At 57.1% G+C, this 12,377-nt stretch carries 13 protein-coding genes; 5 read left to right on the forward strand and 8 right to left on the reverse strand.

Annotation, left to right across the window (positions count from 1 at the left end):
- Positions 1-128 precede the first annotated feature (128 nt).
- The 3 genes from HZB29_12985 (at position 129) to HZB29_12995 (ending at position 3,424) form a co-directional block, all read left to right on the forward strand.
- On the forward strand, positions 129-356 hold the full coding sequence (locus tag HZB29_12985; GenBank protein MBI5816514.1) for an AbrB/MazE/SpoVT family DNA-binding domain-containing protein: 228 nt from the start codon (positions 129-131) through the stop codon (positions 354-356).
- A 9-nt stretch (positions 357-365) separates the two neighbouring features.
- Entirely contained in the window at positions 366-767 is a 402-nt protein-coding gene (locus HZB29_12990; protein ID MBI5816515.1) for a type II toxin-antitoxin system VapC family toxin, read from the forward strand.
- A 596-nt stretch (positions 768-1,363) separates the two neighbouring features.
- Entirely contained in the window at positions 1,364-3,424 is a 2,061-nt protein-coding gene (locus HZB29_12995; protein ID MBI5816516.1) for a TonB-dependent receptor, read from the forward strand.
- A 584-nt stretch (positions 3,425-4,008) separates the two neighbouring features.
- Here HZB29_12995 and fabG read toward each other — a convergent pair.
- The 5 genes from fabG to HZB29_13020 all read right to left on the reverse strand — a co-directional run bounded on the left by fabG (position 4,009) and on the right by HZB29_13020 (position 9,151).
- Positions 4,009-4,749, reverse strand: coding sequence for a 3-oxoacyl-ACP reductase FabG (gene fabG / locus HZB29_13000; GenBank protein ID MBI5816517.1), 741 nt, complete (start codon positions 4,747-4,749; stop codon positions 4,009-4,011).
- Positions 4,750-6,156, reverse strand: coding sequence for an NAD(P)/FAD-dependent oxidoreductase (locus tag HZB29_13005; protein ID MBI5816518.1), 1,407 nt, complete (start codon positions 6,154-6,156; stop codon positions 4,750-4,752).
- Between the two features lie 4 nt (positions 6,157-6,160).
- Positions 6,161-7,528, reverse strand: a complete 1,368-nt coding sequence (locus HZB29_13010; GenBank protein MBI5816519.1) for an NAD(P)/FAD-dependent oxidoreductase — start codon at positions 7,526-7,528, stop codon at positions 6,161-6,163.
- A gap of 77 nt (positions 7,529-7,605) precedes the next feature.
- Positions 7,606-7,857, reverse strand: a complete 252-nt coding sequence (locus HZB29_13015; protein MBI5816520.1) for an acyl carrier protein — start codon at positions 7,855-7,857, stop codon at positions 7,606-7,608.
- 58 nt (positions 7,858-7,915) lie between these two features.
- The gene (locus tag HZB29_13020; protein MBI5816521.1) at positions 7,916-9,151 is read right to left on the reverse strand and encodes a beta-ketoacyl-[acyl-carrier-protein] synthase family protein; all 1,236 of its coding nucleotides are present in this window, start codon (positions 9,149-9,151) and stop codon (positions 7,916-7,918) included.
- Positions 9,152-9,336: 185 nt separating this feature from the next.
- Here HZB29_13020 and HZB29_13025 point away from each other — a divergent pair, with 185 nt between their 5' ends.
- Complete coding sequence (locus HZB29_13025; GenBank protein MBI5816522.1) at positions 9,337-9,657, forward strand: type II toxin-antitoxin system RelE/ParE family toxin; 321 nt, start codon at positions 9,337-9,339, stop codon at positions 9,655-9,657.
- On the forward strand, positions 9,650-9,964 hold the full coding sequence (locus tag HZB29_13030; GenBank protein MBI5816523.1) for a helix-turn-helix domain-containing protein: 315 nt from the start codon (positions 9,650-9,652) through the stop codon (positions 9,962-9,964). Before HZB29_13025 ends, HZB29_13030 begins: the two co-directional genes overlap by 8 nt.
- Here HZB29_13030 and amrA read toward each other — a convergent pair.
- From amrA to hisC, 3 genes are all read right to left on the reverse strand, one after another.
- Positions 9,961-10,524, reverse strand: a complete 564-nt coding sequence (amrA, locus tag HZB29_13035) for an AmmeMemoRadiSam system protein A (GenBank protein MBI5816524.1) — start codon at positions 10,522-10,524, stop codon at positions 9,961-9,963. The two genes, HZB29_13030 and amrA, sit on opposite strands and share 4 nt — an antisense overlap.
- A gap of 86 nt (positions 10,525-10,610) precedes the next feature.
- Positions 10,611-11,045 carry an NUDIX hydrolase gene (locus HZB29_13040; protein MBI5816525.1) on the reverse strand — a complete coding sequence of 145 codons (435 nt, stop codon included), beginning with the start codon at positions 11,043-11,045 and terminating at the stop codon, positions 10,611-10,613.
- Entirely contained in the window at positions 11,042-12,118 is a 1,077-nt protein-coding gene (gene hisC / locus HZB29_13045; protein MBI5816526.1) for a histidinol-phosphate transaminase, read from the reverse strand. Before hisC ends, HZB29_13040 begins: the two co-directional genes overlap by 4 nt.
- Positions 12,119-12,377: the final 259 nt, after the last annotated feature.

Raw genomic sequence — 12,377 nt, forward strand, 5'->3', positions numbered from 1 at the left:
TTCCCGGTGGCCTTTATGGCTCCGGAGAGCCCGGGGTGAAGAACACCCCGGACAGCTATGAAAAAGAGGAGATTGACACACCGGACATAAGTAGATACTATTAATATATATTATTCGAGAGACCGGCGATGAAGACCGCGAAAATATTCAAGAACGGCCAAAGCCAGGCTGTGAGGCTTCCCAAGGAATTCCGGATGGCCGGAAAACTTGCTTTCGTCAAAAAAGTCAGGGAAGGGCTTCTTATTCTTCCGGAAAAGGGCGCCTGGGGCATATTGGAGAACAGCCTTGGGCATTTCACATCCGATTTCATGGAGGAGAGGGGCCAGCCTGCCATGCAGAAAAGAAAAGGGCTCTGACTGCCCGCCATGAAATTCATGCTCGACACGGACACATGTGTTTTCATCATCAGGAGAAAAGGGGACAAGGCTCTTTGGCGGCTTAAAAAGCTTGAACCGGGTGAAGCGGGGCTTTCCATCGTCACCGTTGCGGAATTGCGCTATGGGGCGGCCAAAAGCGGCAGCCCGCAAGTGAACAACGACGCCCTGGACGGGTTTTTCGCTCCGTTCGAAATAGCAGGTTTTGACGAACAGGCGGCAATGGCGTATGGCCCCGCCCGTGAACAGGTTGAAAAACGTGGTTCCCCCATCGGCGCGATGGACATGATGATAGCCGCCCACGCGATTAGCCTGGGCGCGGTCCTTGTCACCCACAACACAAGGGAGTTTTCCCGGGTGAAGGGACTGGCGGTGGAGGACTGGATCAAATAGCCCCTCTAAGAGACAGAAAATTTACCACAGAGGCGCGGAGGAAGATGGGATTGATTGATTCGGTTAGCGTCTGTGCTTCCATTGCCAAGCTTCCCCGTGGCCGCCTCGGACTGTTGCCCAAAAGGGAAAACACGCGAAACGAACGCTGTCCGGGGTGTTCTTCACCCCGGACTCTATGTTTATAAGAGTGCTAAACTCTTGACTTCGGGACATCGGGGTGAAGAACACCCCGATGAGCATTTGGGCAACAGCCCGGTCTGACCGCAGAATCCTGGCTGTTCGCCGCAGGTTCTTGACCCCTGACCGCTGTATGGTGATGGAGATCCTTCGGCTTCGCCTCAGAATGACATCTGGTGACAAGGATATTCAGGATGACAGCGGGAAGCGTTCATCGGCGCATAGATAATATTATTATTACCTCCATCCTCCATATAAATGTATGTCAATGGCGCCTTTGCGTGAACATATTTTGCTTTTTTCATACGATTTAATTATATTTCCCGTTCCTTGTCCGTAATATGCTCCATACACGGCGGGGCGCGCATGGCGCATGTTGTCTTTCTGTGTTAATTCCAATTTGCGGTGGAGGTTTTACCGTGGGTGTTTTCCGTTTGTTGATCGCGGCGATGGCCGCTTTTGTATTTTGCGGGCATATTGCGATGGCAGGGGAAAACGAACCGGCCGCGGCGGACTCCCATGCTGATGATGAAAAGCTTGATCTGGAGCCGTTCACCACGCTTTCTTTGGAAACTGTCCGGGTGGTGGCCGGTGAAAAGCGGATCACGCAGGGGGGCGTGATGAAGGTGAAGGGGGCGGAAATGTCCAAAGTGGCCGGGGCGCATGGCGATCCTGTGATGGCGATCCAGAGCCTTCCCGGCGTGACCACGGCAAATGACAGCAGCGGCGATCCGGCGGTGCGGGGGACCGGCCCGCGGGACAACCTGTACAGGCTGGATTTTCTGGAGGCGGGATATCTTTTCCACATGGGAGGGCGCACGAGCAACATAAACTCCGACCTGATAAAAGATTTCACACTTTACTCGGCGGCCTTCGGCCCGGAGTATGGCGACGTGATCGGGGCCGTGGTGGACATCAAGCTGCGCGATCCAAGGACAGACAGGCTTGGCGCCAAGGTGAGCATGAGCATATACGAGGCGGACTTCCTTGTGGAAGGCCCCGTTTCCGATAACCAGTCGTTCTACTTCGGCGCGAGGAGGAGCTATATAGACATGGTCCTTCCAAAGACCGGCAATCTGACCGACGGCATGGACTATACCCAGTTCCCCGAATTCTACGACTACCAGGGGAAATACGTTTACAGGCCAAACGACACAAACACCGTCCGGCTGCAGTTCACCGGTTCGCAGGACATAATGAAGCTGAACATCCGCGATGATTCGGAATACGCCGCCCACGACCCCGTGCTTGCGGGAGATTTGGCGCACGATCAGCAATATCATGGACAGGGGATCGTGTGGACATCAACGCTCGGCTCCGGGACAAACACTTTTGGGGTGGGGCATCTGTTCACCGGGATGAACGATCAGCTAGAACAGCTGGGCCACGCGATTGTGGACATGGACTTGTGGCAGGCCCGCGATGAATTCGCGTTCACCCCGGCGGAGGGGCACAAGGCGCTGGTGGGCGCCGCCTTCGGGCACATGAAAGTTGGGCTGGACCTGGACATCGTCAGCGAATTCCCCTCCGAGTTCAATCCGGACACAGACTACACCAGCGCCACCAGGGCGCGGAACGGGGACACGCTCACGTCGAATTTCCGGGAAGGTTACATAAAGGACAGGTGGGAGATAATGAAGGGATTCGCCCTCACCGGCGGCCTTCGGGCCACAGCCGGCGATTATCTGGACACAAGCACTGTCGAGCCGAGAGTGGGCGCCGAATACGCCATCACGGAACAGACCAATCTTAGCGCCGGATGGGGCAAATACAGCCAGGTCCCGCCGGGGCAGGAGATAATAGACGATTTCGGCAACCCGTACCTTTCGCTGATAAAGGCGGATCATTATGTGGCGGGGATCGAGCACAGCTTCGGCGAGGGAGTTTCGGCGAAGTTTGAGGGGTATTACAAGGACATCACCGGGCTGACCGTCCCGGACGAGATGTTAAAGTATGTGAATGGAGCCTCCGGAAAAGCTTATGGCGCAGAGTTGCTGGTGAAACAGGCCCCTGGCTGGGGGGACCTTTCCGGCTGGATATCGCTGGCCTACGCCAAATCCGAAAGGAAGAACGAGATCACCGGCGAAGCATTCTCGTACAGTTTCGACCAGCCGGTAATCGCCAATTTCGTGGTGGACTATAAATTCTCGGAGCGCTGGTCTTTCGGGGCCAGGTTAAGGTATCAAAGCGGGGCGCCATTCACCCCGATCACCGGGACGTACACAGCCGATGATGGCAGACTGCGGCCGGTGTACGCCGCCATAGGTTCGGAGCGGCTGCCGGACTATCACAGGCTCGATCTTCGGGTGGACCGGAGGTTTGACATGGACGGATGGAAGATGGGGATGTTCTTCGAGTTGATAAACGCCTATGACCAGAAAAACATCTCCGGCTACCTTTACAACGCCGGCTACACCTCCAGAAAGCCGGTTTACCAGATGGGGCTGATGCCGTCGTTCGGGATAAAGGCGGAGTTTTAGGAGATAAAAACCACAGAGGCGCGGAGGCGCGGAGGAGGACAGGATTGATTAATTACTCGCGTAAATATGCTTCCGTTGTGCAGTTCGCCGTGGCCGCCTCGGGCTTTTGCCCAAATGCTCATCGGGGTGTTCTTCACCCCGATGTCCCAAAGTCAAGAGTTTAACACTCTTATCAACATAGAGTCCGGCGTGAAGAACACCCCGGACAGCGTTCGTTTCGTGTGTTTTCCCTTTTGGGCAACAGCCCGGCCTGACCACGGATTCCTGGCCGCCCGGCGGTGGGACATCGGTTTCATTTTCACCCCTCCCTTGAGGGGAGGGGGCGGGGGGAGGGTGAAAATATAACATTCAACGTTCATTCTTGTTCACTGATTCATTTTGCCCGCCATTTTATTTGCACCCTCACCCGGCCTTTCAGGCCGTCCTCTCCCCTCAAGGGAGAGGTGAAGGAATAAGCGCTCCACGATTCCATCCTTACGGAAAAGGCGCGCCTCGCGCTCAAATATCCCCGGACAGCGTTGAATCCGTGGTCAGCGACCACGGGGAAGCGCTAATAGAGCCAGCCAGGGCGAAGCATTTATATTCTACAGCCCGCCGGTGACTTCCAGCGTTGTCCCTGTGATGTACGATGATCCTTTTTCGGCGAGAAACAATACGCACCGGGCCACCTCGTCCACCGTGCCGAACCGTTTTAGCGGCACCTGCGCGGCGTAGGTCTTCTTCTGCTCTTCGGAAAGGCCGGATATCAAATCTGTGTCAATGAATCCGGGCGAGACGCAGTTGACGGTGATCTTGCGTCCGGCCACTTCCTTTGCCAGCGATTTGGCCAGCGCCACCTGGCCCGCCTTGCTTGCGGCGTAGTTTGCCTGCCCGGCGAATCCGAACACGCCGGAAGGGCTTGTGACGTTTATGATCCTGCCGTAGCGGTTCTTCATCATCGCCCGCACGCCGAACTTGCACATGTTGAAAGACCCTGTCAGGTTCGCGTCCAGCACTGCGCGCCAGTCCGCCTCGCTCATCATTCCCACAACGGCGTCGCGCCGGATGCCTGCGTTGTTTATCAGCACTTCAAGGCTCTTGTGCCGGTCCTCGAACTTTCTGAAAAACTCCTCCACGGCCCCGTGGCCGGCCACGTCCAGCTTTTCCACCTCCAGCGCCGGGCCGAAACTTTCGTTGGCCTGCCGGAATTTCTCCGCGGCCTCCGCATTGCCGGAGTAAACGGCGGTGACGGCGGCGCCCGCTTTTAAAAAAGCCTCGCTCACGGCCGCGCCGATCCCCCTTGTGCCTCCGGTGACGATCACCCTCTGGCCGGAAAAAGCCCTCATCTATCCTCCAAGATACTTGTCCACCTCGTTGGCCACGATCACCCCGTAGTTTGCCGCGCCAAGCCAGCCGGACATTATTATGGCCACCGAGCCTGTGTGGAACAGCCCCGGCGCGAAAGTCGGCAGCCCCTGGCTTATCTCCAGCCCCTCGAACTTCGTGCCGAAGGACGATCCCCCCTCGTGCAGCGTGTACCTGTGGAACGTCTTCGGCGTGGCCACTTCCACGTGATCGGCCTTTTGACGCGCCCCGGGAACATATTTTTCAAGCGCGTCAAGCGTCGTCTCCGCCAGATGTTTCTTGCGCGCCTCGTATTGCTCGTCGTCCAGCCCCGCCCAGTCCTCATACCGCGCGTTGGAGGAGGCGACGATTGTGTACCGATCATGCCCGGGACGGAGGTCTGGATAATACACCGAAAACGTCCTGCTTGTCACTTCCGGCGCCAGCATCATGTCCGCGTCGAACACCGGGGCCGTGGAGGTGAACAGAAGGTCGCCGATATTGTCTATCTTCTCCCCGTCCTTTATCCCGATGTACACCTGGCAGGAGCTGTTGTTCACACGCACTTTTTCCGTCTTGCGGACGAACTCCGGGGGCGCCACGCCGTCTTCCATAAGGTCTAGCACCGTGGTCTTCAGGTTCGCGTTGGACACCACGGAGCGCCCGTTGATCCGCTTTCCGCCGACGATCACGCCGGACGCTTTGCCATTATCAAAGCATATTTTTTCCACCAGCGCGCCCACACGCACGTCCACCCCGTTTTTCACAAGCTCCGCGTCGAGCATCTTTATGAAAAGGTCGGTGCCTCCGCGGAATGTGTAAACGCCGCTGCTCATGAAGTTGGAGAACACGATGCCGTAGCTTATCGCCGGATCGTCGAGGGTGGAGCCGTTGGCGTAGGTTATCGGCTCCATCAGAAGCCTCACAACGTCGGTCCTGCCGGGGAAGAACTCCTCGAAAAGCTCCCGCACGGTCTTTTTCTGGTCGTCGAAAAAGTTCATCTCCCGCGTGACGGTGAAGAACCTTTCCACGGTCTGGGCCGGAATGTTGAACTTCTCGATGAGGATGCGGGTGAAATCCGCCTTGTCGTAAGTCGTCTGAAGCTGGAACTGGGGATTGTCGAACCGTATCCCCTTGAGCTGGACGATCCTGTCGGCGATCTCCCGGCTCCAGTATTTGCGGCACGTCTTCACCATCCCGGCGGGGAAGCCGTGGAGCGCCACGTCGAATATGTGGCGTTTGCGCTTGAACCAGGTGGCAAGCCCGCCCAGCTGTATGTGCTGTTCGAGAAGAAGCACGCTCCTGTCGGCGCGCGCAAGCCTGTTGGCGCAGGTGAGCCCTCCCAGGCCGCCCCCTATGACTATGCAGTCATAGGAGCTTTTCAGGTCCTTCAGTCCGCGTATGGCCATGTTCTCAATCCGCCTGAGTTGCGCGCGTCAGCGCCATGTTTGCCACGGTGACGCCGGAAAGCATGGAGCCGACTATGCCCAGGAAACCCTGGTCGGTCCCGCAAATATAAAGCCCTTCGACGGTGGTTTTGCCGTTCGTCACCTTGTCCGGCGAGCCGTACACCGCGCCGTTGACCTTGTCCGTGAACCGCCGCACGGTGCGCGGGGTGAACACGTCGGAGAATACCACGTTGCCGGAGGTGACTCCGCCGATCGCGTTGCCCGCCGCCTCAAACGAGCGGCTCCGCCATGTTTCTTTGGCCTTCACGTACTCCATCTCGTCCACTCCTATCCAGAAATCGCAGTTGGCGATGTTTGTCACCCGGAGCATGTGGTAATCTTCCGCCGCCCCGGCAAAATTGTCCGGCATGCAGATCACCGCGGAGCGCAGGTCCACCGGCTCCGCCGGATTGGCATATGTGAAAGTGTCCGAATCATTGTAAAAGATTATCGATGCGTCCACGCCCAGTTCCGCCGGCGGCGTGTCCAGGACATTGACGGTCTCCATGAACGAAACGCGCCCGGCCCTGGGTTCGGCGGCGCCGTTGGCCGGCTTTGCCTCCGGGCATAAGGCGATTGTTTCAAGAAGCCCCGCCGATGACAACACCGCCCCGCATTCAATTTCGTCCCCGTCATCGGTGACCACTCCGGCCACTTTACCGTCTTTTGCGATTATTTTAGAGACCCCGGAGCCCAGTTTGATCGAGCCCCCGGCGTCCATAAAAGCGTTCTGCAAAAGGCCAAGCACCGTGCGTATCCCGCCCTGTGGCCTTGCAAGCCCCTCCAGGAACAGGCTCCGGAACATCACGGCGAACTGGCCGAATTCGACGTCACCTTCCTCCGCCGATCCGTAGAACATCACGGGACACAGGATCATTTCCGCAAGGAGCGGATCGGTTATTATCGTATTTAAGACCTCCCTGCCGGAGAGCTTTCTTCTCTCGAGGTTGAACGCGTCGTATTCGGTCACGGCCTTCACAAGTTTGGCCAGGTTGTCCTTTTGCGCCGGGAACGCGGCGGCGGCGGACTCCATGAACAGTCCGAAATCGTTGGAGAACGAGATTGAGACGCCGGGGAAGGCTATCTTGCTTGTCATTTGCGGCGCGAGCAGCAGGCTGTCGAAAGGGATCCTGAGCTGACGCAGAAGGCGCATCAGCGGCGCGCTCTTCGTTCCGTCCGAAACATAGTTTGTCATGGCGTGGAGCCCCACGTCTAGGTTGTATCCGCCGGAATTGTAGAAGGAATTAAGCCCGCCGGGCCGTGAATGGCGCTCGAAAATGGCCGTTTTACCGCCATAGCGCGCCATCCTTATTCCGGCCGCCAGGCCGGACATTCCGGCGCCGATGATTACCGTGTCGTATCGCAAATTGTGCTTGCCGGAGAACCTGTGGAACCGGGGACAAGCCCGGCCTACAGGTTCTCCATTTTGGGAAGGAGATAGTTTATCGTGCTGTTCATCGTGGCGAGCATCGGATAGTCCTTTTCCGGGACCTCCACGCTGTACCGTTTCCTGAGTTCCATCACGATGTCCAGAAAGTCCATCGAATCAAGGCTGATCTGCTCGCGAAGCGATTTGTCCGGCTCGATGGCCGCAAGGTCCTCGTCAGGAACGATGTCCCCGATGATTTCCACTATGGCCTGGCGTATTCCTTCTCCTGTCATTTCCCTTCCCTTAAAACTGATTTAGCGCCATGAAACGGATATTATCTCCAATCCGGCGCTATTTTACAAATCGTTTTACGACAACCACGGAATTTATCCCGAGCATGCCGAAAGAATTGTTCATTATAACGTCAATTTTGTCCGCTTTCACAGGTTTGTTGACCACCATGCCCGGTATCTGGCATTCCGGATCCGGATTGTCCAGATTGATGGTGGGGTGGACCATGCCGTCATCGAACGAAGGGAGGTTTCCAGCCAGTTCCAGCGCCCCAGCCGCTCCCATGGCGTGGCCAATGTAACTCTTTGTATTGTTTACGTGGGCCTTCGAAGAATCCCCCAGCACCTGGCGTATTGCCTCGCACTCATACTGGTCCCCCTGGCCCGTTCCCGTGCCGTGGGTGTTCACGATGTCAACATCGGCGGCGGTCATCCCGGCCCTTTTGAGCGCAAGGTTCATGCATTGCGCCTGCCTCGTTGGGTTTGGAAGCACGAAATCGGACGCGTCCGAATTATAGGCGTACCCGGCCACCTCGCCGTAAATCTTCGCCCCGCGCTTCAACGCGTCGTCCAGCCTTTCAAGGATGAAAAGGCAACCCCCTTCGGCCACCACGATGCCGTTGCGGTCCCGGTCGAACGGCCTTGAGGCCTTCGTGGGGTCGTCATGCGAGGCCAGGGCGCCCTGGCTTTTGAAGCTGGCGAAAATGCCGAAGGTGTGGATGCTTTCGGACACCCCGCCCGCGATGGCCATGTCCACCTCGCCGAGCTTTAGCATCTGGGCGCCGTATATGATCCCGAGGTTGCCAGCGGCGCAGGCCGCGCCAAGGCAAAGGTGGGGCCCGATGATGTTCATGTTGAGCGTCACTTCACCGGCTGGATTGTTGGCCACGGTGCGGGGATTGTGGTGGTGCGTCCAGAAGCGTACGTCGTTGTTGTACTGGCCCAGGTTGTACACCTCGTTCTCGGTCTCCACGTTGCCATGCTCTGTGATCCCGATGAACACCCCGGTGCGGTCCCTGCCGACTGCGTCCAGGCTTATCCCCGCGTCCGCCACCGCCTCGTTGGCGCAATATATGGAAATGGCCCCGGCCCTTGTGCCGCGCCGCGCCGCTTTTTTATTCTGGTGCCGGTACTGGTCGAAATGGCACACCCCGGCGGGAACTGGGGGCATGTACCGTGTGGTTATCATTTCCACCCCGGACTTGCCTGAAAGGAGCGCCGAACGGAAATCGGCGAGATTGTCCCCGTTGGGGGCTGTCAGGCCGACACCTGTGATGACTATTCTGGCTGTTTGCATTTATCCTTTTACAACTGCATGCGCCAATCAAGGGCGGCGGCGCAAAACTCCGCGACAAAACAAAACGTTATTTTATTGATTATTGGCAGGATAAATCAAGCGTTTTCGTAGATTGACAGTGTTTTAAGTTTGTAATTCTGGACCATTTTCATGTTAAGCTATACGCATATCGCGTATAATTAAAAATAGAATTCATCGAGACCAGGCTGTTTACAAGGTTCGTGCACGATTACATCTCCGATGATGGCTATCGTGATCTGCAGCAAGCCTTGGTTACGAATCCTGAAGCAGGCTCCATCATCAAAGGCGCCGGAGGAATCAGAAAATTACGCTGGAATGCGAAGGGAAAAGGCAAACGTGGCGGGGTGCGGATCATTTATTACTGGTACTCGGCCCATTCCCATATATACCTGCTGACATTGTATTCGAAAAATGAAAAGGCGGACTTGACGGCCGAGGACAGAAAAACGTTCAGGAAAATTGTGGAGACGTGGACAAATGAGTAAACGGAACATCGCCGATGAAATACGGGAAGGGCTTGAAGATATTTCCTCGTGGCGGAAAAAGAAACTCACTTTAAAAACATGCAAGGTGGAGCCTAAACCCGCGCTTGATGTGGCTCCGGCGGTAATTAGGGAAACGCGCGAACGGCTGCATATGTCCCGGGGCGTTTTCGCACAAAGGCTTCGCGTGTCGGCAAGGACCCTTGAGCGTTGGGAACAGGGAAGGGGAAAGCCGAACGATCAGGCGGCGGCGTTGATCATGCTCGTGCGGCGCTATCCGGACACGCTTGAACGGCTGGCAAAGGTCTAGGACTCCTCCCCGAACACCAGCGCCTCGAACACCTCGAATTGCGCCCCCTCACGCCAGCCATCGGGGGAAATACCCGCTTTCATGGCAAGGTGTGTGAGCGTGGTGGCGATGTCCCAGCCCCGTTCGGAGGCCACCTGCGGAAGGAAAAGGGCGCGCCGGCCGTGTTTGGACATTATGATCCCGTGCCGGCCTATTTCGATGTTGCAATATGAGGCCACGGTGTGGGGAGGGGTGAGCGCGGAGATTTCTATCTCCACTTCTTCAAGTTCGCTCATGGTGACCGGGGCGAACCTGCTGTCCTGAAAAGCCGCCGCCTTGGCGGCCTGGACAACTGTTTCATACAATGGATATTCCGCCTCCACATACCCGATGCATCCGCGCAGGTCGCCATGTTTTGTGAGCGTTACGAACGCGCCGCACGGGGTGGCGAGGTTTTTTGAAATGTCCGGCGAAGCAGGTTCAGGAGCCTTTACCTGGCTTCCCTTAAAAGAGCTGGCGATAGAGTCCCTCGCCGCCCTCAGAAGCGTCCGTTTATCGTCATCGGTCAGGGTGAAGTCCATGGAATATTTAAACCGTTCTTGGTAGGGGCGGGTTTTAAACCCGCCCTCATATGACAATATCCTGGGGGCTGGTTTCAAACCCGCCCCTACAAAGCAATATAATCCCTCAATATCTTTTCGTGGTCGAACACAAGCTTTTCAAACGGTATTTTGTCTTTACTGTACAACGCCGCGCTCTTCGCGTCGTCTCCGCCGACAGGGACGCCCTGCGCCCGGGCGATGAACACCACCGCCACGTTGTGCTGGCGTTGGTCCCGATTCGGGTCGGAATATACGTGGAACTGGCGTAACAATTCCACATCAAGCCCGGTTTCCTCCTTCGCCTCGCGGACGGCGGCGGCCTCCACCGTCTCGCCATAGTCAACATAGCCGCCGGGGATGGCCAGCCCCACAGGCTCGTTGGCCCGCTCGATCAGCACAATCCCGTCCCCGATTTCGATAATGATGTCCACCGTGAGATATGGATTGAGCCGGACCGTAACCTCCGCCCCGCATTCCGGGCAGGTGGTGGCTTTCCTCATACTGCGGCCTTTATGGCCTCGATGAACCTGTTGTTCTCCGGAGCGGAGCCGATGGTGACGCGCAGACAGTCCCCCAACCGCCGGTCGTCTTTGAACCAGCGCACGCGCACGCCCTGCTTTAGCAAACGCGCAAATACTTCTTCCACATCCTTTTCAATCCGGGTAAGGATAAAGTTGGCTTCGGACGGAAAGGGGCTTGCCCCTTTAATAGAGGAAAGTTCTTTGAACACACGTTCGCGCTCCGCGACAACCTGCCGGAACAGCGGGCCCAACGCCCCCCATTCCTCCACCGCCGCCTGGGCTGAAGCCTGCGTCACAGAGTTGATGTTATACGGCAGCCGCACCTTCTCCACCTGGGCGCATAGCTTTTCGTCCATCATCATATAGCCGAGCCGCAGCGCGGCGAAACCTGCCTTGGACAAGGTGCGCAGGATCGCCACGTTGGGATATTCCTTGAACAGCGGGCCGTATGGGGCCTTTGCGAAATCAATGTACGCCTCGTCTATCACCACCAATCCGCGCGCCGCCTCGATCACCGCCATCACCGTTTCCACCGGGTACAACGCCCCCGTCGGATTGTTCGGCGATGCGATGAACACAATTTTCGGCTCTTCGCGCCCGATGGCCTGAGCCATCGCTTCGGCGGCCATCGTCCAGTCATCATTCAGCGCCACCTCCACCGCGTCCACATTCAGGTAATGGGCGATGATCCTGTACATGGAGAATGTGGGCGAGGGGACGAGCACCTTGTCCCCAGGATCGCATATGGCGGCGATGAGCGCCTGTATTATCTCGTCCGACCCGTTGCCAAGGATGATGTTCGCCTCGGAACACCCTTCCTTGGCGGCGATGGCCTTTTTCAGCCGCGCGGCGGAAGGGTCCGGATAGCGGTTGAGCTTCACCCCCTCGATGGCGCTTTTGATACGGCCTGCGAGTGGTTCAGTGGGTGTGTATGGGAATTCGTTGGCGTCCAGCGCCACCTCGCATGGATACGGCTCCACATGATAGGCAGAAAGTTCCCGCACCCGCTGGCGGATGAGTGACTCTGCGTTAATCGCGGTCTGTTTTCCCATATAGGGAAAATTCTATCATGGACGCGGGATTATTTTCAGATAGAGCCTTGCGTATCATCCTGTCGTCTCGGCCTGCAGGGGCGCGGTGCGCCGTGCCCTGTCCCTTTCTCCCCCTTTGCAAGGAGACCTTTGCATAATTCCAGCATCGTGGTTTTGATCCATCATTTACCCCGTAATTGCGGATTGACGGCCTCTTTGCGCTCAGACAACGACTGTTTTGTGCCCCCCATGGAGCCCGCTTTAGCCTCGTTTTCCCGCT

The sequence above is a fragment of the Nitrospinota bacterium genome, from assembly GCA_016235255.1.
Classification (GTDB): Bacteria; Nitrospinota_A; UBA7883; order UBA7883; family JACRLM01; genus JACRLM01.

Coding starts and splice junctions, on each gene's coding strand:
- HZB29_13005 (MBI5816518.1), bottom strand. CDS start 6,156: ATGGCCATACGCGGACTGAAGGACCTGAAAAGCTCCTATGACTGCATA.
- HZB29_13040 (MBI5816525.1), bottom strand. CDS start 11,045: ATGAGGAAAGCCACCACCTGCCCGGAATGCGGGGCGGAGGTTACGGTC.
- HZB29_12990 (MBI5816515.1), top strand. CDS start 366: ATGAAATTCATGCTCGACACGGACACATGTGTTTTCATCATCAGGAGA.
- HZB29_13020 (MBI5816521.1), bottom strand. CDS start 9,151: ATGCAAACAGCCAGAATAGTCATCACAGGTGTCGGCCTGACAGCCCCC.
- HZB29_13010 (MBI5816519.1), bottom strand. CDS start 7,528: ATGTCCGGCCTGGCGGCCGGAATAAGGATGGCGCGCTATGGCGGTAAA.
- HZB29_13015 (MBI5816520.1), bottom strand. CDS start 7,857: ATGACAGGAGAAGGAATACGCCAGGCCATAGTGGAAATCATCGGGGAC.
- hisC (MBI5816526.1), bottom strand. CDS start 12,118: ATGGGAAAACAGACCGCGATTAACGCAGAGTCACTCATCCGCCAGCGG.
- fabG (MBI5816517.1), bottom strand. CDS start 4,749: ATGAGGGCTTTTTCCGGCCAGAGGGTGATCGTCACCGGAGGCACAAGG.
- HZB29_12985 (MBI5816514.1), top strand. CDS start 129: ATGAAGACCGCGAAAATATTCAAGAACGGCCAAAGCCAGGCTGTGAGG.
- amrA (MBI5816524.1), bottom strand. CDS start 10,524: ATGGACTTCACCCTGACCGATGACGATAAACGGACGCTTCTGAGGGCG.
- HZB29_13030 (MBI5816523.1), top strand. CDS start 9,650: ATGAGTAAACGGAACATCGCCGATGAAATACGGGAAGGGCTTGAAGAT.